The sequence below is a fragment of the Phytohabitans sp. LZ39 genome, assembly GCF_059359075.1.
The window spans coordinates 123,249-148,226 of the sequence record NZ_JCADBM010000007.1 but is presented as its reverse complement, the minus strand read 5'-3'; the positions used below and the strand labels follow the sequence as shown (position 1 = coordinate 148,226).

Genomic DNA, 24,978 nt, shown 5'->3' with positions numbered 1-24,978 from the left:
CGGGCCATGGGGGAGGGCCACGGCGCCGTCGGCGGCGCGCGGTTTCCGCTGTCCGCCGCGCAGCAGGGGCTCTGGCTCGCCGACCGGCTCGACCCCACCGGGCGGGCCGCCACCCTCGCGGAGTACCTGGAGATCCGCGGGCCGGTCGACCGGGCGCTGATGGAGCGGGCGTGGCGGGTCGTCCTCGCCGAGACCGACGCCTGGCGATCGCGGTTCGCGGGCGAGACCCCCGAGCAGACCCTCGTCGGGTACACCGAGCGCGACCTGCCCTTCGTCGACCTGCCCGGCGAGGCGGCCGCGGTCGCGTGGACCCGGGCCGACCTCGACCGGCCGTCCGCCGAGCCGGCCACGTTCGCGCTGCTCCGGGTCGCCGCCGACCGTTTCTGGTGGTACCAGCGCTTTCACCACGCGGCCACCGACTACTACGGCGTGGTGCTGACCACGGCCCGGCTGGCCGAGGTCTACACCGCGCTGGCCGGCGGCCTACCCGTCCCGCCGTCCGGGTTCGGACGCCTGCCCGACCTGCTGGCCGAGCAGGCCGCGTACCAGGAGTCCGCCGAGCGCGGGCGTGACCGGGCGTACTGGCTGGAGCGGCTGGCGGGCCGCCCGGAGCCGCCGGCCCCGCCCGGGCGCGGCACCCCGGGGGCCGCGGTCACCCGGACCGGCTTCCTGCCCGACCTGCCGGCCGCGGCGGCGCGGGCCGGGGTCGGCTGGTCCCGGCTGGTGATCGCCGCGGTGGCGGCGTACCTGTACCGGGTGACCGGCGAGCACGACGTGCTGCTCGCGCTGCCCGTCGCCGCCCGCACCACCCCGCTGGCCCGCCGCACGCCCGGCCAGGCGGCGAACGTGGTGCCGCTGCGCCTCACCGTGCGCCCCGGCACGCCCGTGCTGGAGCTGGTCGACCAGGTGTCCGGCGAGGTGCGGCGGGCGTTGGCGCACCAGCGGTACCGGTACGAGGACCTGCGGCGCGACCTCGATGTGACCGGTGACACCGGCTTTCTCGGCCCGGCCGTCAACGTGATGTCCTTCGAAGACGGGCTGCGCTTCGGCGGCCACCCGGCGGTGCGGCACAACCTCGCCAACGGGCCGTCTGGCGACCTGGCGGTGTTCGCCTTCGGGCGGCCGGACGGGCGCGGCACGCAGGTCGACGTGACCGGCCGCGGCTACGGCCCGGACGGCGTCGCCGCGCACCTGGACGCCCTGCTGCGGTTGCTCGCCGCGGCGGCCGAGGACCCGAAGCGGCGGGTCGGCGACCTCGACCCGCGTGCGCCTTCCGGCCCGGCGCGCGGCCCCGCCGACCCCACCGCCGTCCGTCCGCCGTGGACGGCCGCCGCGGCGGGCGGGCGCACCCCGGTCCGGGCGGTGTCGTTCCCGGAGCTCGTCGCCCGGCGGGCCGCCGCGACGCCGGGCGCGGTCGCGGTGGTCGACGGCCCGCGCCGGCTCGACTACGCCGCCCTCGACGCGTGGGCCGACCGGCTGGCGCACCACCTCGCCGGCGCCGGCGTCCGGCCGGGCGCGGTGGTGGCGCTGCGCGCGCCGCGCGGGGTGGAAAACGTCGTGGGCATGCTCGGCGTCATGCGCGCCCGCGCCGTGTACCTGCCGGTCGACCCGGACTATCCGGCGGAGCGGATCGCGGCCCTGCTCGCCGACGCCGGCCCGGTGCTGACGCTCACCCCGCCGCGGGTCCGCGCGGTCCGCGACGCTCCCGCCCCACCGCCCTCGCCGCCGCCGGGGCCGGACGACCCGGCGTACCTCGTCTACACCTCGGGCAGCACCGGCCGGCCCAACGGCGTGCTGGTGCCGCACCGCGGGCTGGCCGGGCTGGCGGCCGCGCAGATCGAGCGGTTCGGGATCGCGCCCGGCGGCCGGGTGCTCCAGTTCGCCTCGCCGAGCTTCGACGCGGCGGTCGCCGAGGTGGTGACCACGCTGGTCGCCGGCGCGACGCTCGTGATCGCGCCGCTCGACGGTGCCGACGTGACGCACGTGACGCTGCCGCCGTCGGTGCTGGCCACCCTGCGGCGCGGTGACCTGCCGGAGACCGCCACGCTCGTCGTGGCCGGCGAGGCGTGCCCGCCCGAGCTGGTGGCCCGGTGGGCGCCCGGCCGGCGCATGGTCAACGCCTACGGTCCCACCGAGGCGACCGTCTGCGCCACCATGAGCCAGCCACTGTCCATAGAGGACGGCGCGCCACCGATCGGCCGCCCGATCGCCGGCACCGGCGCGTACGTGCTGGACGCCGCCCTGCGGCCGCTGCCGCCCGGTGTCGCCGGCGAGCTGTACCTGGCCGGCGCCGGCCTGGCACACGGCTACCTGCGCCGGCCCGGCCGGACGGCGGAGCGGTTCGTCGCCGACCCGTTCGGCCCGCCGGGCTCCCGGATGTACCGCACCGGCGACCTGGCCCGGTGGCGGCCGGACGGGCAGCTCGACTTCCTGGGGCGGGTCGACCGCCAGGCGAAGGTGCGCGGGCACCGGGTCGAGCCGGGCGAGGTCGAGGCCGCGCTGGCCGCGCACCCGGCGGTGGCGCGGGTCGCCGTGGTGGTGCGGGAGGACCGGCCCGGCGACCGCCGCCTCGTGGGCTACGCCGTGCCGGCTCCCGGCCACACCGTCGACGGCGGGGCGCTGCGCCGCTTCGCGGCCCGCTCGCTGCCCGGCCACCTCGTGCCGGCGGCGGTCGTGGCGCTGGACCGGCTGCCGCTGACGCCCAACGGCAAGCTCGACCACCGGTCGCTGCCGCCGCCCCCGACCGGCGCGCCCGGCCGAGCGCCGGCCTCGGCGCTGGAGGCCGAGCTGTGCCGGGTCGTCGCGGACCTGCTCGGCCTGGAGCGGGTCGGCCCGGACGACGACTTCTTCGACCTCGGCGGCGACTCGCTGCACGCCGCCCGGCTCGCCCGCCACCTGTCGATGACCGTCCACGACGTCTTCGAGACACCCACCGTCGCGGGGCTGGCCGCCGGCGGCGGGCGGCGCGCCGGCGTGCTGCCGATCCGGGCGGCCGGCGACCTCGCCCCGATCTTCTGCCTGCCGCCCGCCGGCGGGCTCGCCTGGTGCTACGCCGGGCTCCGCGACCACCTCGACCCGCGCCGCCCGGTGTACGGCCTCCAGCTCCCGGACGGTGAGCCGGCGCGTGGCGTCGGCGCGCTCGCCGCCACCCTGGCCGCCCGCATCCGCGCGATCCGGCCCGCCGGGCCGTACCACCTGCTGGGCTGGTCGTTCGGCGGCTACCTCGCGCACGCCGCCGCCACCGCGCTGCGGGCCGCCGGCGAGCGGGTCGGCCTGCTGGCGATCCTCGACGCCTACCCGCACGCCGCCCCGCCCGAGGTCCCCGACCGGATACCCGGGCTGTCCCACCTCGACGGTGACACGGTGGCCGCGCTGCTGGCGGCGGCCACCCACCACACCAGGCTGGCCGCGGCGTTCACGCCCGAGGTCTTCGACGGCGACCTGCTGCTGTTCGCGACGACCCGGGGCGACTGGACGCCCTACGTGTCCGGGCGGGTGGAGAGCCACCACGTCCCCTGTGGACACTTCGAGATGCTCGCGCCGGGACCGCTCGCCGCCATCGGCGCCGCGGTCGAGGCCGCCTTGAGGAGGACGCGGCAGTGACGACGAGCCTGACCCGCGAGGAGATCGCGGACCTCTGCGCGGCCGGCGTCGCCGCGCCGTCCGGCGGCAACGCCCAGCCGTGGCGGGTGACCGTGGCCGGCGACCGGCTGGAGGTCGGCGCCGACCCGGCCCGGGGCAGCTTCCTCGACGTCGGCGGGTACGCCTCGGCGTTCGCGGTCGGCTGCTTCGCCGAAAACGTCGCGGTCGCCGCCCGGGCCCGCGGGCTGGACCACACGGTGGCGGTCCGCGAGGGCACGGTCGTGTTCACCTTCACCGGCCGCCGCGACGCCGCGCCCGAGCCGCTCGCCGCGGCGGTGCCGGAGCGGGTCACCAACCGCCGCCTCCACAAGGGACCGCCGCTCGACGACGAGCGGGTGCGCCGGCTCGCCGCCGCCGCCTCGGCCGCCGACCCGTCCAGCGCGGTCAGCGCCGTCTCCGACCCGGACGGCAAGCGGGTGGTGGCCGAGGCGCTCGGCCTCGCCGACGCGGTGCGGATGCGACACCGCGCCATGTTCGACGACATGGTGCGGGAGATCCGCTGGTCCGAGCGGGAGGCGCGGGGCCGGCTCGACGGCCTCGACGTGCGCTCGCTCGACCTGCCCGCAGCCACCCGCGCGCTGCTGCCGGTGCTGCGCCGCCTGCCCTGGGTGCGCCGGCTGCTGCCCGCCGCCCGGCTCGGCGACACCGCGCGGGCGCTGGTGCGCGGCTGCTCGCACGTCTGCTGCCTGTACACCACCGCCGGGTCCACACCGGACGCCATGGTCGCCGCCGGCCGGGCCACCCAGCGGCTGTGGCTGGAGGCCACCCGGGCCGGCGTGGCCGTGCACCCGTGGACGGTGAGCACCCTGGAGCTGCTGCGGCTGGAGGCGTTTCGCGGCGAGGGCTTCACGCCGTCCGAGCAGCGGGCCGTCGCGTGGATGGGCGGCCTGCTGCGCGCCGCCTTCGACGTGCCGGCCAAGGCCCGGCCGGTCTTCGTGTTCCGGCTCTCGACGGCGCCGCCACCGGCCGTGCGGGCGCTGCGCCGGCCGTGGCAGACGTTCACGACCATCCAGGAGGGACAGTGAGCGAGGGAGCTGGCGCGGCGGCGTCTGGACGGAGCCGTCCCGCCGACGAAGTCGGGGTTTCGGGGCGGCGGAGGAAGACGTCGCCTTCAGCGCCGCGCGAGCGAGCGAACCTGGAGGCAGAGTGAACAACGGGGCTCGCCGCGAGGCGGCGGAGATCACCCGGGCGGTGGCGGGGCGGACGCTGCTGGACGCGTTCCACGACAACGCCCGCGACCACCCGGACCGGCCCGCGCTGAAATGGCGCGACGGCGAGGAGTGGCGGGCGTACACCTGGCGGGAGTACCGGGCCGAGGTCGAGGCCGCCACGCTCGGCCTGGTCGAGGCGGGCGTACGCCCCGGCGACCGGGTCGGCCTGCTCATGTCCAACCGGCCCGAGCTCGCGGTCGCCGACCTCGCGCTGCTGCACGCGCGGGCGGTGCCGGTGTGCCTGTTCGACAGCTTCACCGACGCGCAGCTGTCCACTGTGCTGCGTACCCTCGGCATCCGGCTCGCCGTCGTCGAGGACGGTGCCGCCGCCGCCCGGCTGGCCTCCGCGACACCCGCCGGCGCGCCGCGCGTCGTCGTGGTGGACGACGGCGGCTGGGCGCGGGTCGTGGCCGGCCGCGGCGGCGACGGCGGCGCGTTCGACCGGCTCCGGCGGGCCGCGCGCCCGGACGACGTCGTGTCGGTCAACTACACCAGCGGCACCACCGGCGGGCTCAAGGGCGTCCAGCACACGCACGCCAACGTGCTGTGGCACGCCGAGTCGTTCGCCCGCTTCCGGCCGGTGGCGCCGGGCACCCGGTTCCTGGCGTACCTGCCGCGGGCGCACGCCACCGAGCGGTTCGTCACCACCTGGTACCCGCTGGTGCGGGCCGGCACCGTCCACCTGTGCCCCGACCCGAGCCGCCTGCCCGCCTACCTGCCGGAGGTGCGGCCGCAGTTCTTCGGCGGGGTGCTGCGGGTGTGGGAGAAGCTCTACGCCGCCGGCGCGCTCGCCGGGCTGGAGGAGTGCGGGTTCGCGTTCAGCGGCGGCGGGGCGCTCGCCGAGCCCGTCCAGGAGTACTTCGTCGGCGCCGGCGTGCCGCTGGTCGAGGGCTGGGGGCAGAGCGAGCTCGTCTCCGCGGCCACCTGCGGCCACCCGGACCGGATCCGGATCGGCACGGCGGGGCGCGCGCTGCCCGGCGTCGAGGTGCGCACCGCCGGCGACGGCGAGCTGCTCGTGCGCTCCGGCAGCCGGATGCTCGGGTACGTCGACACACCCTCCCATGTGGACGGCGACGGCTGGGTGCACACCGGTGACCTCGGCACGATCGACGGCGACGGGTACGTGCGCGTGCACGGCCGGCGGGAGGAGGTCTTCCGGCTCGCCGGCGGCCAGCCGGTGCCGGCCACGCGGGTGGAGAGCCACCTGCGCGCCAACCTCCTGGTCGACCAGGCCTGCGTGGTCGGCGCCGGCGAGCCCGACCCGCACGCGCTCCTGGTCGTCGCCGCGCCGCCGGACCGGTGGACCGTCGACGACGTGGCGGCGGTGGTGGCCGCGGCCAACACGCGGCTGCCGGCCGGCGAGCGGATCGCCCGGTTCGCGGTGCTCGCCGAGCGGTGGGAGCCGGGCCGGGCCGAGGAGCTGACCCACACCGGCAAGCTCAAGCGCCCCCTGATCGAGGCCAAGCACGCCGACCTGATCGCCGCCCTGCGCCGCGGCGAGGCCGGGACCGCCGTCCCATGAGGAGGGTGCTCTTCGTCGCGGAGGCGGTCACGCTCGCGCACGTGACGCGGAGCCTCGCGCTGTCGCGGGCCCTCGACCCGGCCGCCTACGAGGTGTGCCACGCCTGGGACCCCCGCTACAACGGGCTGACCGGCGCGCCGCCGCGCGCGTACCTGCCGATCCGCACGATCCCCGCCGCCCGCTTCGCCCGCGCGCTGGCCCGGGGCACGCCCCTCTACCGGGGGTCGGACCTGCGCCGGTACGTCGCCGACGACCTGGCGCTCATCGAACGGTTCCGGCCCGACGTGGTGGTCGGCGACTTCCGGCTGTCGCTCGACGTGAGCGCGCGGCTGGCCGGCGTGCCGTACCTGGCCGTGACGAACGCCTACTGGAGCCCGTACGCGCGGGTGCTCCCGCCGGTGCCGGACATCACGCTGACCCGCCTGGTCGGGGTGCGGCTCGCGCAGCGCCTCTTCGACCGCGGCCGGGAGGCGGTGAGCCGGTGGCACGGCGGGGTGTTCCGCGAGCTGCGGCGCCGCCACGGCCTGCCGCCCGGCCCGGCCGACGTCCGGGACGCGTACACCCGGGCCGACACCACCCTCTACGCCGACCTGCCCGAGCTGGTGCCGGTGGCGGGGCTGCCGGCCACGCACCGCTTCGTGGGACCGGTCACCTGGTCGCCCGACCTGCCCTGCCCACCGTGGTGGGACGGGCTGCCGGCGGACCGCCCGGTCGTGTACGTGACGCCGGGCAGCTCCGGGCGTGCCCCGCTGCTGGCCCGGGTGCTGCGCGCGCTGGCCGGCCTGCCGGTCACCGTGGTCGCCGCCACGGCCGGCCGGCCCGCGCCGCCGCGGGTGCCGGCCAACGCGCGCGTGGCCGCGATGCTGCCGGCCGCCAAGATGCTGCCGCGCGCCCGCCTGGCGATCGGCAACGGCGGCAGCCCGAGCGCCTACCAGGCCCTGGCGGCCGGGGTGCCGGTGCTCGGCATCTGCGACAACCTCGACCAGTACCTGAACATGTCCCTTGTGGAGCGGGCCGGCGCGGGCTGGCTGCTGCGCGGCGGCCGGGCGTCCGGGGCCGCGATCCGGGCCGCCGTCCGGCGCGCCCTGGCCGCCGAGTCCGCCCGGGTCCGCGCCGGGGAGCTGGCCACCGCCATCGAAAAGCACGACACCCCGGCCCGCTTCCGGGCGGCCCTGGAGCCGGTCAGCGGACCAGCCTGAAGAACGCCCGCACGTCCTCGACGAAGCGTTCCGGCCGTTCGAGCGCGGCGAAGTGGCCGCCCCGCTCCGGCTCGCTCCAGAACCGGATGTCGGTGTAGCGCTTCTCCGCCCACCGTCGCGACGGGCGGGGCAGGTCCTTGGGAAACACCGAGCAGCCGGTCGGCACGTCCACCGTGTCCGTCGTGGACTTGGTGAACCACTCCTGGACCTGGCGGATGCTCTCCCAGTAGAGCCGGGCGGCGGAGGCGGCCGTGCCGGTCAGCCAGTACAGCGTGACGTCGTCGAGCATCTCGTCGCGGGTGAAGACGTTCTCCGGGTGGCCATCGCAGTCGCTCCACGCCCGGAACTTCTCCACGATCCAGCCGCACAGGCCGGCGGGGGAGTCGACCAGGCCGTACCCAACGGTCTGCGGGCGGGTCGCCTGCACCATCGAGTAGCCGTCCTCCCACCGCTGGGCGTTCTCCAGCGCGGCCAGGCTCTCCCGTTCGCGGTCGGTCAGGTCGCCGAACGTGGCCGGGTCGGGCGCGGCGATCGGCGGGTTGAGGTGGATGCCGGCCAGGTGCGCGGCGTCCTGCTGGGCGAGGCTGGTGGTGACGCTGGTGCCCCAGTCGCCGCCCTGCGCGCCGTACCGGGTGTAGCCGAGCCGCGCCATCAGCTCGGCCCAGGCCGCCGCGATCCGCTGGACGCCCCAGCCGGGCGCGGTGGGCTTGTCGCTGAAGCCGTACCCGGGCAGGGACGGGCACACGACGTGGAAGGCGTCCGCCGGGTCGGGCGGGTCGGTCAGCGGCCCGATCACCTTCAGGAACTCCAGGACGGAGCCCGGCCAGCCGTGGGTGAGCACGAGCGGCAGCGCGTCCGGGTGGGGCGAGCGGGCGTGCAGCACGTGGATGCCCAGGCCGCCGATCTCCACGCGTAGCTGGGGGATCGCGTTGAGCCGCGACTCGGCGCGGCGCCAGTCGTACCCGGTGGCCCAGTGGTCGCACAGGTCGCGCAGGTACGCCAGCGGGACGCCCTGCGACCAGTCGTCGACGGTCTCCGGCTCCGGCCACCGGGTGCGGCGCAGCCGGTCGCGCAGGTCGTCCAGTTCGGACTGGGGAACGTCGATCATCGCCTCTCCTCCGGACGGTACGGGGCGGCGGCCGCGGCGAAGTCGGCCAGGACCCCGGCGGTGAACGGCACGTCCGCGATCGCGGTCAGGCAGCCGGTCCAGCCGGCGACGAAGTAGTCCCAGCCGTCCACCGTGGGTGCCCGGCGCGCGGCCGCCTGGCGCAGGAACTCCAGCCCGCCCCGGTAGTTGAAGTCCCACGCCAATGTGGACGGCCCGAACGGCGCGGCGTCGGTCACCGGGCTGCCCGGCGCGTCCTTGCCCAGCCCGGTGGCGTTGACGACCAGCCCCGGGGCGGGCGGGCCGGCGACGAGCGCGTCGCAGTCGCCGGGCCCCCGCACCGGCACGTAGGCCAGCCGCGCCCCGTTGGCGCCGGCCCGTTCGGCGACCGCGCGCAGGTCGTCGAGGGCCTCCGGCGACGTGTCGGCGAACGTGGCGCTGGCCGTGTCCCGGCCCTGGAGCGCGAGCAGCAGCGCGGTCCCGGCACCGCCGGCGCCGAGGCACAGCACGTCCGTCGCCGGCGGCAGCACGTGGGAGAGGGCGAGCGCGTCGCGGGCGTACCCCTGGACGAGGCCGTCCCGCGCGGCGAGGGTGTTGACCTCGCGGGTGACCTCGACGAGGTCGTCGCCGAGGGTGATGCCGGCGGCGCAGGCGCGGTACAGGCGCAGCTTGTGGGCGGTGACGACGGCGCCCGCGACCGCGGCGTTGCCGCGCACGGCGGCGAGGAACCGCCGGTAAGTCTCGGGCGGGGTGTCGATGGGCAGGTCGAGGCCGCGCAGCCGCCACGGCCGGTCCAGCGCGGCCGCCCACCGGTCGAACACGGCGTGCGCGAGCGAGCCACCCGTGCTGACCCCGACGAACACCACGAGCGGCTGGCCGGTCCAGCCCTCGATCTCGTCGAGCGTGATCGTGTGCATGGTCCCTGCCTACGTCCTGCGCGCCGGGTCCGCCAGTCGACCCGCGGCGGCACGGTAGCCTCGGCCTATGCCGTCGCCCGAACACCTGTTGACGTTCTCGCTGGCCGCCCTGCTGCTGATCGTCGTGCCCGGCCCGGCCGTGCTCTTCGCGATCAGCCGCGCGCTGGCGTACGGCCGCCTCGTCGCGTTCACCAGCATCGCCGGTGGGGCGTGCGGCAGCTTCACGGCCGCGGTGCTCGTCGCGGTCGGCGTGGGCGCGATCGTGCAGACCTCCGCGGTCGTCTACACCGCGATGAAGCTGGCCGGCGCCGCCTACCTGATCTACCTCGGCGTCCAGGCGATCCGGCACCGCAAGGCGCTGCGCGAGGCGTTCGCGGCGAAGGCGGCGCCGGTGGCGGGGCGGCGCACGTTCCTCCAGGGGTATGTGGTGGGCGTCACCAACCCCAAGACGGTGGTCTTCTTCGCGGCGATCCTGCCGCAGTTCGTCGATCCGGCGGCCGGGCACGCGGAGCTCCAGATGGTGGTGCTGGGTGGGGTGTTCGCGCTGATCGCGCTCGCCTCCGACACCGTGTGGGGGCTGGCGGCCGGCACCGCGCGCGCCTGGTTCGCCCGCTCGGCGCGGCGCCTCGACATGGTCGGCGGGGCGGCCGGCCTGACGATGGTCGGGCTGGGTGTCGGCCTGGCGGTGGAGGGCCGCAAGAGCTAGACCGGCCGGCGCGCTGGATAGGCTGGCCGTCATGGACTCTTGGACCGGCCACGAGGTGCCGCGGCTGCCGGGTAGCGGCCAGCCCCTCGCGTTGTTCGACTCGGCGCGCCGCGGCGTGCACCTCTCGGGCGGCCGGTCCGCCGCGCGCGGCATGTACGTGTGCGGCATCACACCCTACGACGCGACGCACCTCGGCCACGCCGCCACCATGATCACGTTCGACCTGGTGCAGCGGGCGTGGCGGGACGCCGGGCATTCCGTCACGTACGTGCAGAACGTGACCGACATCGACGACCCGCTGCTCGAGCGCGCGGCCCGCGACGGCGAAGACTGGATCGTGCTCGCCATGCGCGAGACGGCCCTGTTCCGCGAAGACATGGAGTCGCTGCGGATGATCCCGCCGGCGCACTACGTGGGCGCGGTCGAGTCGATCCCGGCCATCGTGGAGAAGGTGGCGGCGCTGGTCGACCGCGGCGCGGCGTACCGCCTCGACGACGGCACCGGCGACGTCTACTTCGACATCGCCGCCGCGCCCGACTTCGGGTACGAGTCCAACCTGTCCCGCGAGCAGATGATCGCCTTCTTCGCCGAGCGCGGCGGCGACCCGGAGCGGGCCGGCAAGCGCGACCCGCTCGACCCGCTGCTGTGGCGCGGCGCCCGCGAGGGCGAGCCGGCGTGGGCCGGCGGGGCGTTCGGGCCGGGCCGGCCGGGCTGGCACATCGAGTGCGCGTCGATCGCGCTCGACCTGCTCGGCGAGACCATCGACGTGCAGGGCGGCGGCAACGACCTGCTCTTCCCGCACCACGAGTGCTCCGCCGCGCATGCCGAGACCCTCACCGGCGCGGCGCCGTTCGCGCGGCACTACGTGCACGCCGGCATGATCGGCCTCGACGGCGAGAAGATGTCGAAGTCGAAGGGCAACCTGGTCTTCGTGTCGCGGCTGCGGGCCGACGGCGTCGACCCGATGGCGCTGCGCCTGGCGCTGGTCGCCGACCACTACCGCGCCGACCGCCAGTGGACCGACGACCTGCTCAAGATCGCACAGCAGCGGCTGACCCGGTGGCGCTCGGCCGCCGCGGCCGGCAGCGGCCCGTCGGGGGCCGATCTCCTGGCCGGGGTACGGGCCAGGGTGGCCGACGATCTCGACACTCCGGGCGCGCTCGCGCTCGTCGACGAGTGGGCCGACCGCGCTCTGGCCGGAGCGGGCTCGGCCGAGGACGCCGACGCGCCCGCCCTGATGGCGCGCACCGTCGACGCGCTGCTCGGCGTGCGCCTCTAGCGACTTTTGGGATCAGGGTCGCGCACCCGGGGGCGTTACCCCGCGAGGGTCAGTTGTCCGCAATGCCCGTTGCTGACGCGATGGAGACAGACCAAATCGAGGCGCCGTCACCAGCAGTAGCCGCCGCAGCGGCGTGACGCCGTTCGCGCGGTCGCGGCGGTTGCTTAGGGTGAGGTCGTCGAGGTTTCGGGACCGCGGCCAGCCCTGGCTCCGAAGCTCTAGCCGAGCGCCAGGCCCGGATCCGGGTCGGGGTCGGGTGTCGGGGCGGGGATCTTGTACTCCTCGGTGAGGGTCGTCATCGGGCCGGGCCAGGTCGCCTGGGCCACCTCGATCGGCCGGTGGTCCTCGTCGTACGCCACGTGCAGCAGGTGCAGTACCGGCGTGTCCGGCCGGATCTGGAGGATCTCCGCCTCCTCGCGGCTGGGCTGGCGGGCGCTGATGGTGTCGGTGGCCGAGACGTACCGGCGGCCGGTGACCTCCTCGGCTTCCTGGTAGAGCGGGCGGCCGAAGGCCTCGCGCCGCTCCAGGCCGGTGCCGGCGGCGTCGTCCACCCGGAACCAGGAGGCGCCCACCTCGACCGGCACGTCGTCGGTGCGCACGATGTAGCGGCGGACCACGAGGTCGGCGCCGTCGCGGATCCCGAACGCGTCGGCCACCTCGGGCGGCGCGGGGGCGCGACCCACCTCGGTGAGGTGCTGGCGGTAGCGGGCGGCGAGGTCGGCGTGGTAGCCGCGGTGGGCGCCGTAGCGGCCGCGGGAGAGCCGGTTGAGCCGCCGGCGGGTGCCCCGCACGTAGGTGCCGGACCCGGGCTTGGTGATCAGCAACCCTTCGACCCGCAGCTGGTCGACGGTGCGCTGCACGGTCTGCTTGGCGACCCCGAACATCTCCGCGATGGCCGGGATGGAGGGCAGCCGCTCACCGGGCGCCCAGTCGCCGCGCCGGATCCGCTCCCGCAACTGCGCCGCGATCTGCCGATGCGGGAACTCCGCGGCGCCAGGGTTGATACTCATAGTTTCCTAGGATGCCCTAGAGGTTGTGCCGCGCCGCACCCGACACGCCGACGGTCGTCGACGCGGGGGAGCGGTTGACCAGGGGTCAGCGTGACCAGCGGCGGACGGGTGAGGCCGCGGGAGCGACGGTCTGGACCACCGCGGACGTCGCGGTAGCCCAAATCTTGGCGGGTTTTACCAGGAGCCGGCGGTGGGGCCCGCGGAGCCGCCGCGGCGGCGCAGGTACTTTTCGAACTCCTGGGCGATCTCGTCGCCGGTGAGGGGCTGGATGCCGGCGTCGCCGACGCGCTCCTCCAGCTCGCGCACGTACTCGCCGAGCTCGGCGTCCTGCTCGGCGGCGGCGCGCACGCGCTGCTCCCACTCGGCCGCCTCCTCGGCCAGGTCGGCCATCGGCACCGGGAGGTCGAGCACGTCCTCGACGCGGTGCAGCAGCGCCTGGGTGGCCTTGGGGCAGGGCGGGTTGTTGGCGTAGTGGGGCACGTGCACCCAGAAGGAGACGGCGTCGACCTCGGCGCGGGTGCAGGCGTCCTGGAGCACGCCGACGATGCCGGTGGGGCCGTCGTAGCGGGTGGGGGTGAGGCGGTAGCGCTCGGCGGCGTCCTTGTCGGAGGCGCTGCCGCTGATCGGCAGGGGGCGGGTGTAGGGGACGTCGGCCAGCAGGGCGCCGAGCAGCACCACCCGCTCGATCTCCAGGCTGTGGCACAGCTCGAGGACCTGCTCGCAGAACGTGCGCCACCGCATGCTCGGCTCGATGCCGCGGATGAGCACCACGTCGCGCTCGGTGCCGGGCGGGTTGGCGCGCATGAAGCGGGTGGTGGGCCACTCGATGCGGCGGGTCTCGCCGTCGGCCATCGTGATGGTGGGGCGGCTCACCTGGAAGTCGTAGAAGTCCTCCGGATCGAGCGCCGCGATCTGCTTGGCTTCCCACACCTGTTCCAAGTGCTCGACCGCCGCCGTGGACGCGTCGGCGGCGTCGTTCCACCCCTCGAACGCGGCGATGGCCACGGGCGAGCGCAGCACCGGCAGGCCGTCAAACTCGGTCACAGGTCTCAGACTACGTGCCTGAGCGTGGCCTGACTCGGTAGCCTTCCCCGCCGGGCGGGTCGAGGGTGTGTCCAGCGTGCCTCGAACCAAGACGCGCGGCGGTATGGCGGGGCACTAACCTTGGAGCGTGCCGAACTCGCTGCTTGACGCGCTCGCCGACCGCATCCTCATCGCCGACGGGGCGATGGGCACGATGCTTCAGGCCGCTGACCTGGACGTTGACGACGACTTCCAGGGTCTCGAGGGTTGTAACGAAGTGCTCAACGTGACCCGTCCGGACGTGGTACGGGAGGTGCACGAGGCCTACTTCGCGGCCGGCGCGGACTGTGTCGAGACCAACACGTTCGGCGCCAACCTCGCCGCGCTCGGTGAGTACGACATCCCGCACCGGATCTTCGAGCTGTCGGAGGCGGGGGCGCGGATCGCGCGGGAGGCGGCCGACCGGTTCGCCACGCCGGAGCGGCCGCGGTTCGTGCTCGGGTCGATCGGGCCGGGCACCAAGCTGCCGACGCTCGGCCACGTGCCGTACGCGGCGCTGCGCGACGCGTACCAGCTGAACGCGGCCGGGCTGATCGCCGGCGGCGCCGACGCGCTGATCGTGGAGACCTGCCAGGACCTGCTCCAGACCAAGGCGGCGGTGATCGGGGTGCGCCGGGCGGCCGCGGAGGCGGGCCGGCACGTGCCGCTGATCTGCCACGTGACGGTGGAGACGACCGGCACGATGCTGCTGGGCAGCGAGATCGGCGCCGCGCTGACCGCGCTGGAGCCGCTGGGCGTCGACCTGATCGGGCTCAACTGCGCGACCGGGCCGGCCGAGATGACCGAGCACCTGCGCTACCTGTCGCAGCACGCGCGGGTGCCGCTGTCGGTGATGCCGAACGCCGGCCTGCCCGAGCTGACGGCCGACGGGGCGCGCTACCCGCTGACCCCGGACGAGCTGGCGGAGGCGCTGGACCGGTTCGTCAACGAGTACGGCGTGTCGCTGATCGGGGGCTGCTGCGGCACCACGCCCGAGCACGTCCGGGTGGTGTCGGAGCGCCTCGGCGGGGCGCACGCCGCGCCACGCCGGCCGACCACCGAGGCCGGCGTGTCGTCGATCTACCACCACGTGCCGTTCGCGCAGGACGCGAGCGTGCTGATGGTGGGTGAGCGCACCAACGCGAACGGGTCGAAGGCGTTCCGCGAGGCGATGCTCGCCGGTGACTACCAGTCGTGCGTGGAGATCGCGCGGGGGCAGGCGCGGGACGGCTCGCACCTGCTCGACCTGTGCGTCGACTACGTGGGGCGGGACGGCGCGGAGGACATGCGCGAGCTGGCCGGCCGCTTCGCCACCGCCTCCACCCTGCCGATCATGCTGGACTCGACCGAGCCGGCTGTCATCGAGGCCGGGCTGGAGATGCTCGGCGGCCGCTGCGTGGTCAACTCGGTCAACTTCGAGGACGGCGACGGGCCCGAGTCGCGGTACGCGCGGGTGATGCCGATCGTGCGGGAGCACGGCGCCGGCGTGGTGGCGCTCTGCATCGACGAGGAGGGGCAGGCGCGTACCGCGGAGTGGAAGGTGCGGGTCGCCTCCCGCCTGATCGACGACCTCACCGGCCGGTGGGGGCTCGCGGTGCCGGACATCCTGGTCGACTGCCTGACGTTCCCGATCTCGACCGGGCAGGAGGAGACCCGCCGCGACGGCATCGAGACGATCGAGGCGATCCGGCAGATCGCCCAGCGGTACCCCGGGGTGAACTTCACGCTGGGCATCTCGAACGTCTCCTTCGGCCTCAACCCGGCCGCCCGCCAGGTGCTCAACTCGGTGTTCCTGCACGAGTGCGTGGAGGCGGGGCTGACCAGCGCGATCGTGCACGCCAGCAAGATCCTGCCGATGTCGAAGATCCCGGACGAGCAGCGCACGGTCGCGCTCGACCTGGTGTACGACCGGCGGCGGGAGGGCTACGACCCGCTCCAGCGGTTCATCGAGCTGTTCGAGGGTGTCGACGTGGCGTCGGCGCGGGCGACGCGGGCGCAGGAGCTGGCCGGGCTGCCGCTGGACGAGCGGCTCAAGCGGCGCATCGTCGACGGCGAGCGCAACGGCCTGGAGGCCGACCTCGATGACGCGCTGACCTCGCGGTCGGCGTTGGCGATCATCAACGACATCCTGCTCGACGGCATGAAGGTGGTCGGCGAGCTGTTCGGGTCGGGGCAGATGCAGCTGCCGTTCGTGCTCCAGTCGGCCGAGGTGATGAAGACCGCGGTGGCCTACCTGGAGCCGCACATGGACAAGGCCGAGGACGGCGGCAAGGGCCGCATCGTGCTGGCCACCGTCCGCGGCGACGTGCACGACATCGGCAAGAACCTGGTCGACATCATCCTGTCCAACAACGGGTACGAGGTCGTCAACATCGGCATCAAGCAGCCGATCAACGCGATCCTCGACGCGGCCGAGCAGCACCAGGCGGACGCGATCGGCATGTCCGGGCTGCTGGTCAAGAGCACGGTCATCATGAAGGAGAACCTCCAGGAGATGGCCACCCGCGGTGTCGCGGAGCGGTGGCCGGTGCTGCTCGGCGGTGCGGCGCTCACCCGCGCGTACGTGGAGGACGACCTGCGCTCGATGTTCACCGGCGAGGTGCACTACGCCCGCGACGCGTTCGAGGGACTGTCCCTGATGGAGCGGGTGATGGCCGCCAAGCGCGGCGAGGCGCCGATGGTCGACCCGGCCCGCGAGGCGGCGCTGGCCGCCCGCCGGGAGCGCCGCGAACGGCAGCGGGCGATGGTCAGCGAGTCGCTGCCGGAGCTGAGCGACGACTCGGTCCGCTCCGACGTGGCCCGCGACGTCGACGTGCCGGCGCCGCCGTTCTTCGGCACCCGGGTGGTGCGCGGGCTGGCGCTGGCGGACTACGCGGCGCTGCTGGACGAGCGGGCCACGTTCCTGGGGCAGTGGGGCCTGCGCGGCTCCCGCGGCGGCTCCGGCCCCACCTACGAGGAGCTGGTGGAGACCGAGGGGCGGCCCCGCCTGCGGTACTGGCTGGACCGGTTGACCGCCGACAAGGTCCTGGAGGCCGCGGTGGTCTACGGGTACTTCCCGGCCTACTCGGAGGGCAACGACCTGGTCATCCTGGACGAAAACGGGCATTCCGAGCGGGCCCGCTTCACGTTCCCGCGGCAGCGCCAGGAGCGGCGGCTGTGCCTGGCCGACTTCTTCCGCCCCCGCGCGGAGGGGCTGGACGTGGTGGCGCTCCAGCTGGTGACGGTGGGGCAGCCGATCAGCGAGTACACGGCGAAGATGTTCGCCCGCAACGAGTACCGCGACTACCTGGAGGTGCACGGGCTGTCGGTGCAGCTGACCGAGGCGCTCGCCGAGTACTGGCACAAGCGCGTACGCACCGAGCTGGTCCTGCCCGGCGGCGGCACGGTCGCCGACACCGACCCGGCCGACCTGGCCGGCCTGCTGCGCACCGACTACCGGGGCTGCCGGTACGCGTTCGGGTATCCGGCCTGCCCGGACCTGGAGGACCGGGCGAAGGTGGTCGAGCTGTTGGGCGCGGACCGGATCGGGGTGCAGCTGTCGGAGGAGTTCCAGCTGGTGCCGGAGCAGGCCACCGACGCGATCGTGGTACACCACCCGGACGCCAACTACTTCAACGCCAAGTAGCGCTCCCCGATCAGACGATCCACAAGACGGCGGGCCGTCTTGTGGATCGTGGCCATCTGAACCTCTCGACTTTCGGAGTTTGAGACCGCGTGCGGCTCAGAGGCCAAGCAAGGCTTCGCAAGTCCGGTATCCACGGCGCTTCGGTGATCGTTAGCCGGAAACCCGTGTTCTCGCCGGCGTGTCACACGGGTTCCGGGCTAACGATCACGACGCCTTCCAGATCCTGAGCCGATTGTCCCGTCCCGTGGGAGGTGCGGGGCCGCGGCGGCCGCATCGCATGATCGTTCGCCCGATACCCGCGCTCTCCCCGGCGTGTCGTGTGGTTTCCGGGCGAACGATCATGGCACCGCCCACATGCCGAGCCACATCCCCCAAACCCTGGGAGGCCCCGCCGGAGGCGCCGACCTAACCGCAACCACAAGCCAAGCCGAAACCGCAAAGCAAGGAACAACCAGCGGCGGACGGGTGAGGCCGCGGGAGCAGCGGTCCGGACCACGGCCTGCATCGCGGTAGCCCAAATCTGTATCTCTTGTCGTCTCTGTTTATGTCGGGGCAATTGACAGATCGCAAATGCTGATTCCGATAGCCGGTGGGCGAATCGTCGGCGGAGCGCTCGACGCTAACGAGATGGTGATGCGAGACTTCGACATGGCAACCTGTCGGAGCGGAATGGGCGCCATGGAGTGCGGACATTCTTTCGCCCAATGGTCCAGTCGTTGGCGCGCGGGCACCACGGCGTTGGCGTCGTGTGCGAGTTGACCGGTAGTCTGTGGCCATGGCGACTCAGGATCACTCCACCGAGCCGGTGCCGGCGCTGCCGGAGGAGCTGCGTGGGTTGACCTACGAGCAGGCCACGCCCGAGCAGGTCGCGCGGGTGCGGGAGCACGTGCGGGCGCGGCTGGCCGCCGCCGACGCGCGGTGGACGCCCGAGGAGCGCGAGCGGCGTCACGCGGCGTTCCTCGATCGCCTCGACGCGGCGTGACGTTGCGGGCGGTGCTGGACACCAGCGCCATCCGGCTGTACGCGGCTCGTTCGCTCGAGGTGGGCGAGCTGATCAGGGAGCTGAGCGACGAGAAAGTGCGTTTCGGGCTGCCTGTCCTCTGCTTCGTCGAGGCCGCTCACGGTGCCGACAAAGAGGCCATGTCGTTGCTGGCGGTCCTTGGCGAGCATCAGTTCGCCGAGTGGTTGCCGCTCGACGGCGGTCAATGGCGTGAGGTGGCGGCGGCCGCGCATCTGCTCGGCACCGTCGGCCGTGCCTGCGCCGCCCTTCCGGTCGCCCACGACGAAGCCGTCTACGTGGTGACCGCCCACCCGGACGTGTACGAGAGCGCGGGCCTCGACGTCATCGCCATCTGAGCCGGCGGGTGGACTAGCGGCGGACGATGGCGTACATGACCAGATCGCGCCAGCGGCCTTCGCGGAACTGGGTGGCGCGCAGGACGCCCTCGCGGGTGAGGCCGGCCTTTTCCAGGGCGCGCTGCTCGGCGACGTTCTCCACGTCGGTGTACGCCTCGACGCGCTGGACCGGGGTGGTGTCGAACAGGTAGGCGACGAGGTGTTTCTGGGCGATCGTGCCGACGCCCTTGCCCCGCTGGTCGGGCAGCAGCGAGATGCCGATGTTCCAGCACCACCAGGCCGGCGGGCCGTAGTCCACCTTGCGCCACACGACGGTGCCGGCCGCGGTGCCGTCGTGCTCCACGACCAGGCAGCCGCCGTCGGGGGTGATCAGGCCGTTCTCCTCGAAGCGGCGCCGGGTGGCGCGGACGTCGCGGTAGCCGGACCAGTTGAAGGTGCCGGCGGCGTCCGGGTCGACGGCCTGCCGCTCGAACACCCAGAAGTCGTCCGCGGTGGCCGGCCGGAGGGCCACGTTCGCCTCGTCCACGCGCGCCAGCCTAGGGCCTTGGCGCACGCTTGCCGGTTGCCGCCCGGGGGTACAAACGGGACGTGAGGATGCGGTGGGTGCGGGTGGCCGGGCTGGTGCTGGCACTGCTGTCGGCGGCCTGTTTCGTGGGCACCGACGGCGAGGGTGAGCCGCCGGAGGGGCCGCCGCCCGCGTCGGCGGAGGAGTCACCGGGCGAGCAGGAAGACGGCACGATGACCGCCGAGGAGTTCGAGCGTGACGTCGAGGGCGCGGTCGAGGTGGCGGAGGGCTACTGGGGGCAGCGGGTGCGCGGCTTCGAGCCGGTGCGGCGGATCGTCCCGTACCGGCAGGAGGGCGAGGTGGCGTGCGGGGGCCAGCCGCTGACCCGCAACAACGCGGCGTACTGCTCGGCGGGCGACTTCATCGCGTACGACGTCAACTTCGCGGTGGGCGCGTTCCGGCAGGTCGGCGACGCGTTCATCTTCTACCTGCTGGGCCACGAGTACGCGCACGCCGTCCAGGCGCGGCTGGGCATCGCGCTGCGTTTCACGATCCAGCAGGAGCTCCAGGCCGACTGCATGGCCGGCGCCTACATCGGCGACTCGGTCAAGGCGGGCGCCCTCAGGCTGGCCCAGGGTGACATCGACGAGTTCCGGCGGGGGCTGCTGGCGGTGGGTGACGATCCGAGCGTGCCGTGGTTCGCGCCGGGCGCGCACGGCACGGCCGAGCAGCGCACGGACGCGTTCTTCGAGGGGTACGAGGGCTCGCTGGAACCCTGCGACGTCGGGTGAGGCGTCGGCCACAGCGGGCGGCCCCCGGGCGGGTGGATCGGGGAAGATCGGGGTTGTGACTGGTCTGGCCGCGGTGCTGTTCGACATGGACGGGACGCTCGTCGACAGTGAGCGGCTGTGGGATGTCGCCCTGCGCGAGCTGGCCGCCGAGTACGGCGGGAGCCTGTCCGAGGCGGCGCGGGTGGCGATGGTGGGCAGCGACGCCGCCACCTCGATGCGGATCCTGCACGCCGACCTGGGTCAGGAGTGGCGTGAGCTGGCGCCCAGCCAGGAGTGGATCGGGCGGCGGATGACCGAGCTGTTCCGCACCGGGCTGGTGTGGCGGCCGGGCGCGCTGGGGCTGCTGCGGGCGGTCCGGGCGGCGGGTCTGCCGACCGCGCTGGTGACCTCGACGGCGCGGCCGCTGGTCGAGGTGGCCCTGGAGACGTTGGGGCGGGACAACTTCGACGTGGTGGTGGCCGGTGACGAGGTGCGCGCGCCGAAGCCGGACCCGGAGCCGTACCGGCTGGCGGCGCGGCTGCTCGGGGTGCCGATCGAGCGGTGCGTGGCGATCGAGGACTCGCGGGCCGGGGTGACCAGTGCCCTCGCCGCGGGTGCGGCGGTGCTGGGGGTGCCGAGTGAGGTGCCGCTCGACCCGGCCGACGGCCTGCACCTTCTCGAAAGCCTGGCCGGCGTCGACCTGGAGCTGCTCGGCGGCCTGGCCCGCTGAGGCGGGCGCGACGCGGGCCCGACGCGGTGCGGCCGGCCGGGGTCGGCGGCCTCACACCACCAGGATCTGGGGGTGGGGGTGGCGCAGGTAGTCGTGGTGGGAGATGTCCCAGCCGTAGGCGCCGGCGTTCGGGAAGACCAGGACGTCGCCGACGCGTAGCCGGTCGACGTGCTGGCCGCGGGTGAGCACGTCGCGCGGGGTACACAGCTCGCCGGTCGCGTCGACCTCGGCGTCGCGGATCTCGGGGCGGGGGAAGTCGTACGGCCACTCGGCGCGGGGCAGGATCTGGAACGGGTGGCTGTAGCCCCAGGCGGCGGGGAGCCGGAAGTGGTGGGTGCCGCCGCGCAGCACGGCGAACCAGCGGCCGTGGGTGTGTTTGAGGTCGAGCACCTCGGCGGCGTACCAGCCGGCGGCGGCGGCCAGGAAGCGGCCGGGTTCGAACGCGAGCCGCACGCCGGGCGGCGGCCGCTGGGCGCGCAGACGGGGCAGCTCGAAAGCCTCCCGGCCCGAGTAGTCGACCCCCAGCCCGCCGCCCACGTTCACGTAGGACAGGGTGATCCCGAGGCGGGCGGCCATGGCGACGGACCAGCGGACCGACTCGTCGACGAACGCGGTGTGCGCGTCGGCGTCCAGGTTGTTGGAGACGGCGTGCAGGTGGAAGCCGACCACCCGCAGGTGCGGCAGGGCCGCGGCGAGGGCGGCGGCCGTGGGCAGCTGGGCCTCCTCGATGCCGAACGGGGTGGGCGCGCCGGTCATCCGGTGTGTGCCGCCCGGCGCGCCGCCGGCCCGGTTGACGCGCAGCGCGACGTCCAGGGGTGCCGAGGTGAGCCGGGCGAGGCGGCGCAGTTCGAGGACGCTCTCCACGTGGACCAGCGCGCCGGCGGCGACCGCGGCGCGCAGCTCGTCGTCGGTCTTGGCGGGGCCGCCGAAGGCGATCGTGCGGGCGCCGGCGTCGACGGCCAGGGCCAGCTCGCCGCCGGAGGCGACCTCGAGGCCGTCGCACACTTCCGCCAGGGCGCGGACCACGGCGGGGTGGCCGTTGGCCTTGACCGCGTACAGCAGGGTCGCGCCGGGTGGCAGCGCGGCGCGCAGGGCCGCCGCGGTGGCCCGCAGGACCGAGGTGTCGTACACGTACGCGCAGACCGGCGACGGGAGCCGGGTCAGGTCAGGGAGCATGGAGCGGGTTCCGGACCGGGATGTACACGTCGCCGTCGCCGGTCAGCCGCATCCGGACCAGGGCCTTGTGCGGCACCCGGTCGGCGGTGAACGCGGCGTGGTCGGCGGCCGCCGCGGCGGCGGTGACCGGGTCGGCGCGCAGCGGCTCGTAGGTCTCGTCGACCACCTCGCGGACCGCCCGCCAGCCGGCCGTCTCGTCCAGCCCGTGGCCGGCCAGCGCGATGACCAGCTCGCCCAGGTGGGCCTGGAAGGCGGTGTAGCCGAGCTTGGCGCGCGTGGTGTACAGGTCGTCGGTGCCGATCACCGAGCCGGGCCACAGGGTCAGCTCGGCGCCGGTGGCGGCCAGGCGGGGGCGGTGCAGGCGCATGCCGGCCAGGTCGCGGAGCACGAGCCGGTGCGGGCGGCCGGCGACGAAGGTGGGCAGGCAGTTCTGTAGGTGGGCTTCGAGCGCGATGCCGTGGCCGGTGACCAGGCGCAGCAGCGGCGGCAGCACGAGGCGGGCGTAGTCGGTGAGGAACGCGAGCGGGCCGCCGCCGTGCGCGCGGAGCAGGTCGCCGACCACCAGGGGGAGTGCCCCGCCGGGTACGACGCGCTCGCCGGGGGCCAGCCGGCCGGCGAGACCGTCGCGGAGGATCGCGGACGCGTCGCGGCTGCCGGACAGGGCCGCGCCGGCGGTCTCGGCGAGCAGGACGACGCGTTCCTCGGCGGCCAGCAGCCGGCGCAGCAGCGCGGAGAGGGCGGGCCCGTTGCGGGTGCTGGCGACGGAGATGCTGCGGCGGCTGGAGGTGACCTGGATGTCGAGGGAGAGCTTGAGGTAGCGGCCGCCGGGCAGCAGCAGGGTGCGCAGGGCGGCGGTGGGCACGGCCGGGACGTCGCCGTCGAGGATCCGGACGTCGGGGTAGCGGCGGGCCAGGACGGCGTCGCGCTGCCAGGCGTGCACGGGCTGCACGACGTGGCCGGGCGGGGCGGCCGGCACGTCGCCGCCCAGGACGGCGGCCATGTCGTCGCCGACGTGCGCGGCGCGGGGCAGCGCCACGAAGCCGATCCGGGTGGTGCCGGCCTCCAGGTCGTGGGCGAGCACGTCGTCGACGTCCCAGCCGATCCGGGTGCGGCCGCAGGGGTGGAGGTTGTGGCCGTCGATCGCCAGCCGCTCCAGCGCCACCGCCTCGGCGTCCGGCCCGTCGCCGGGCGGGCTCACCCCGTGCTGCCGCCGGGCGTAGGCGATGGCCAGGTTGACGACCGCGTTGGCGAGCTCGGCGGCCAGTGTCCACCCGCGACCCTCCACCGTGGACGGCGGCAGCAGGTCGACCGGGTCGTCGGCCGGTACCGTGTCGAACTCGACCCGGTCGAAGGCGTGCGGGCGCCCGATCCCGCGGTACCGGAGGCGGGTGCCGGCGAGGTCCTCACGCCACAGCGCGCCGAGGAGCCGGCGGCCGACGGCGGCCGCGGCCTGTGGCAGCGCGGCCTTGAACGGTGCGCGGAGGTGGGGGGCGAGCACCGTGAGGTGCGTCTCGGTGTGGGCGGCCGCGTCGCGGACGGTGCCGGGGGAGTAGGCGCACACGGTCAGCTCGGACACTTAGCCTGCCATCGGGTTGGGGAGCGACGCCCACACGTCGGTGAGTGGGTCGGTGGCCAGGCGCATCGCGGTGGTGGCCTTGACCGGCAGCGGGCCGTCGCGCAGCTCGGGGCGGGCGGCCCGGGTCCACAGTAGCTCCGGCATGATCGAGTACGCGTGCGCGAAGGCGGCCACCTGCTCGGCGAGGGTGCCGCTGACCGCGGCGGCGAGGAGCTTGGCGCGCAGCGCGTCCGGGTCGTCGGTGGCCAGGTCGCCGTGCAGCGGCGGCGCCTCCACGCCCGCGCGGCGCAGCGCGGCCGGGCTGATCCGCACGCCGCCGAAGTCCCGGTACAGCAGGCGGGTCGGGTGGCCGTCGCGGAGCACGACGAGGGTGTTCTGGCCGTGCGCCTCCAGGGCGACGCCGTGGCGCAGCAGGTGCAGCAGCGGGTCGAGCAGGACGCCGGCGAGCGCGGTGAAGAAGCCGAGCGGGTCGGGCAGTGGGTGCCCGGCGCGGACCGCGGCGGCCAGCGCGGCGAACGGCACGGCCACCTCGCCCGGTGCCAGGCGGGGCACGCGCCGCCGCAGGTAGGCGAGGCTGCGCGACGGCTCCCCGTCGACGAGCACCGCGCCGGCCCGGTCTTCGGCCAGTACGTCCAGGCCGGGTGTGGCGAGGGATCGCAGCAGCGCGGTCACCGCCGGCCCGTTGCGGACCGCGGCGGGTGACACGGTCCGCACGGCCGAGGTCATCGTCACGTCGACCGCCGTCTTGACGTGGACGGCGCCACCCGGCAGCGCCATCGTGCGCAGGGACATCAGCGGCCGCGCCGGCTGGCGTCCCACCGGCACCAGCCACGGGTACGCGTCGAGGACGTGCTCGCGCTGCCACGGGTGGACCAGCAGCAGGGGCGGGCCGCCGCCGTACCAGCGGGCCGGTGGCACCCGCACCACGTGCAGGCGGACGACCGGGCGGTGCTCGGGGGCGTACCGCAGCACCTCCGGTGTGGACATGCCGATCCGGGTGCGGCAGCAGGGGTGCAGGGGGTGTCCGTCCACGACGGACTGCTCCAGCTCGGCGAGGGTGCCGGTGAGGGTGGGCGCGCGGGCCGGCGCGGTGCGGGCGAGGGCGAGGTTGGCGACGCTGTTGTCGACCTCGACGGCGAACCCGGGATGGCCGAGCGCGCGGGCCAGCGCGGCCGGGTCGGTGTACGGCACGCCGTCGAGGCGCACGGTGAGGCCGTCGGGTGCCGGCGCGTACGGCTCGGCCGCGTCCGCCGGGCCGGTCAGCACGCCCGCGTCGAGGTGCACGGCGCCCGGCTCGCGCCGCCGCACGCCCGGGATCGGCTCGCGGGTGTAGGCGCCCCAGAGGCGGCCGAGGACCGCGGCCCGCGCCCCGGGCAGCGCCCGCTCGAACGGGACGACCAGATCCGGCCGGGCGCCGCGCAGCGCGGTCAGGGTCGCGGCCGGGTCGGGGGCGTGCACGCGTCCATCTTCCCGAAACTAGTATCCTAGGACGCTCTACAGGGTGTGCCTACGGCCACGGGACGCGCACGACCTCAGCGCCGACGGCTGGACGCCCGCGGGTACCATCCGGCGGCGGCGCGACAGGGG

19 protein-coding genes are annotated in these 24,978 nt (G+C 75.0%); 11 read left to right on the top strand and 8 right to left on the bottom strand.

Annotated elements, in window-relative coordinates:
• Positions 1-6 precede the first annotated feature (6 nt).
• From AC5L36_RS16080 to AC5L36_RS16065, 4 genes are all read left to right on the top strand, one after another.
• Positions 7-3,603, top strand: a complete 3,597-nt coding sequence (locus AC5L36_RS16080) for a non-ribosomal peptide synthetase (protein WP_441216517.1) — start codon at positions 7-9, stop codon at positions 3,601-3,603.
• A complete protein-coding gene (locus AC5L36_RS16075) occupies positions 3,600-4,667 on the top strand; it encodes a nitroreductase family protein (RefSeq protein ID WP_441216515.1) in 1,068 nt (355 codons plus the stop codon). The genes AC5L36_RS16080 and AC5L36_RS16075 overlap by 4 nt, the downstream gene beginning before the upstream one ends.
• 121 nt (positions 4,668-4,788) lie before the next feature.
• Positions 4,789-6,375: an AMP-dependent synthetase/ligase gene (locus AC5L36_RS16070; protein WP_441216513.1), complete on the top strand. Its 1,587-nt coding sequence runs from the start codon at positions 4,789-4,791 to the stop codon at positions 6,373-6,375.
• The gene (locus tag AC5L36_RS16065) at positions 6,372-7,574 is read left to right on the top strand and encodes a glycosyltransferase (protein WP_441216512.1); all 1,203 of its coding nucleotides are present in this window, start codon (positions 6,372-6,374) and stop codon (positions 7,572-7,574) included. Before AC5L36_RS16070 ends, AC5L36_RS16065 begins: the two co-directional genes overlap by 4 nt.
• Here AC5L36_RS16065 and AC5L36_RS16060 read toward each other — a convergent pair.
• Positions 7,558-8,682, bottom strand: coding sequence for an epoxide hydrolase family protein (locus AC5L36_RS16060; protein WP_441216511.1), 1,125 nt, complete (start codon positions 8,680-8,682; stop codon positions 7,558-7,560). The two genes, AC5L36_RS16065 and AC5L36_RS16060, sit on opposite strands and share 17 nt — an antisense overlap.
• The gene (locus AC5L36_RS16055; RefSeq protein ID WP_441216509.1) at positions 8,679-9,596 is read right to left on the bottom strand and encodes a hypothetical protein; all 918 of its coding nucleotides are present in this window, start codon (positions 9,594-9,596) and stop codon (positions 8,679-8,681) included. Before AC5L36_RS16055 ends, AC5L36_RS16060 begins: the two co-directional genes overlap by 4 nt.
• 67 nt (positions 9,597-9,663) lie before the next feature.
• Here AC5L36_RS16055 and AC5L36_RS16050 point away from each other — a divergent pair, with 67 nt between their 5' ends.
• The gene (locus tag AC5L36_RS16050; RefSeq protein ID WP_441216508.1) at positions 9,664-10,302 is read left to right on the top strand and encodes a LysE family translocator; all 639 of its coding nucleotides are present in this window, start codon (positions 9,664-9,666) and stop codon (positions 10,300-10,302) included.
• Positions 10,303-10,333: 31 nt separating this feature from the next.
• On the top strand, positions 10,334-11,581 hold the full coding sequence (gene mshC, locus AC5L36_RS16045; RefSeq protein ID WP_441216506.1) for a cysteine--1-D-myo-inosityl 2-amino-2-deoxy-alpha-D-glucopyranoside ligase: 1,248 nt from the start codon (positions 10,334-10,336) through the stop codon (positions 11,579-11,581).
• Positions 11,582-11,799: 218 nt separating this feature from the next.
• On the opposite strand, the gene AC5L36_RS16040 is transcribed toward mshC, so the two are convergent.
• Positions 11,800-12,591 (bottom strand): GntR family transcriptional regulator, encoded by a 792-nt coding sequence (locus tag AC5L36_RS16040; protein ID WP_441216504.1) that lies wholly within the window; start codon positions 12,589-12,591, stop codon positions 11,800-11,802.
• Between the two features lie 174 nt (positions 12,592-12,765).
• Entirely contained in the window at positions 12,766-13,635 is an 870-nt protein-coding gene (locus AC5L36_RS16035) for a PAC2 family protein (RefSeq protein WP_441216502.1), read from the bottom strand.
• A 139-nt stretch (positions 13,636-13,774) separates the two neighbouring features.
• Here AC5L36_RS16035 and metH point away from each other — a divergent pair, with 139 nt between their 5' ends.
• The 3 genes from metH (at position 13,775) to AC5L36_RS16020 (ending at position 18,634) form a co-directional block, all read left to right on the top strand.
• Complete coding sequence (metH, locus tag AC5L36_RS16030; RefSeq protein ID WP_441216847.1) at positions 13,775-17,278, top strand: methionine synthase; 3,504 nt, start codon at positions 13,775-13,777, stop codon at positions 17,276-17,278.
• 775 nt (positions 17,279-18,053) lie between these two features.
• Positions 18,054-18,260 carry a hypothetical protein gene (locus AC5L36_RS16025; RefSeq protein WP_441216500.1) on the top strand — a complete coding sequence of 69 codons (207 nt, stop codon included), beginning with the start codon at positions 18,054-18,056 and terminating at the stop codon, positions 18,258-18,260.
• A gap of 11 nt (positions 18,261-18,271) precedes the next feature.
• A complete protein-coding gene (locus AC5L36_RS16020; protein WP_441216498.1) occupies positions 18,272-18,634 on the top strand; it encodes a hypothetical protein in 363 nt (120 codons plus the stop codon).
• Between the two features lie 13 nt (positions 18,635-18,647).
• Here the strand turns inward: AC5L36_RS16020 and AC5L36_RS16015 are convergent, their stop codons facing one another.
• The gene (locus AC5L36_RS16015) at positions 18,648-19,160 is read right to left on the bottom strand and encodes a GNAT family N-acetyltransferase (RefSeq protein ID WP_441216496.1); all 513 of its coding nucleotides are present in this window, start codon (positions 19,158-19,160) and stop codon (positions 18,648-18,650) included.
• A 68-nt stretch (positions 19,161-19,228) separates the two neighbouring features.
• Here AC5L36_RS16015 and AC5L36_RS16010 point away from each other — a divergent pair, with 68 nt between their 5' ends.
• Together AC5L36_RS16010 and AC5L36_RS16005 are read left to right on the top strand one after the other, a co-directional pair.
• The gene (locus AC5L36_RS16010) at positions 19,229-19,930 is read left to right on the top strand and encodes a neutral zinc metallopeptidase (RefSeq protein WP_441216846.1); all 702 of its coding nucleotides are present in this window, start codon (positions 19,229-19,231) and stop codon (positions 19,928-19,930) included.
• A 73-nt stretch (positions 19,931-20,003) separates the two neighbouring features.
• Positions 20,004-20,639, top strand: a complete 636-nt coding sequence (locus tag AC5L36_RS16005) for an HAD family hydrolase (protein WP_441216845.1) — start codon at positions 20,004-20,006, stop codon at positions 20,637-20,639.
• Positions 20,640-20,690: 51 nt separating this feature from the next.
• On the opposite strand, the gene AC5L36_RS16000 is transcribed toward AC5L36_RS16005, so the two are convergent.
• From AC5L36_RS16000 to AC5L36_RS15990, 3 genes are read right to left on the bottom strand one after another with little or no spacing between them, the layout of a single operon-like run.
• Positions 20,691-21,815, bottom strand: coding sequence for an alanine racemase (locus tag AC5L36_RS16000; protein WP_441216494.1), 1,125 nt, complete (start codon positions 21,813-21,815; stop codon positions 20,691-20,693).
• Positions 21,805-23,391 (bottom strand): IucA/IucC family protein, encoded by a 1,587-nt coding sequence (locus AC5L36_RS15995; RefSeq protein WP_441216492.1) that lies wholly within the window; start codon positions 23,389-23,391, stop codon positions 21,805-21,807. Before AC5L36_RS15995 ends, AC5L36_RS16000 begins: the two co-directional genes overlap by 11 nt.
• Positions 23,392-24,849: an IucA/IucC family protein gene (locus AC5L36_RS15990; protein ID WP_441216490.1), complete on the bottom strand. Its 1,458-nt coding sequence runs from the start codon at positions 24,847-24,849 to the stop codon at positions 23,392-23,394. It lies immediately after the preceding gene.
• Between the last annotated feature and the right edge of the window lie 129 nt (positions 24,850-24,978).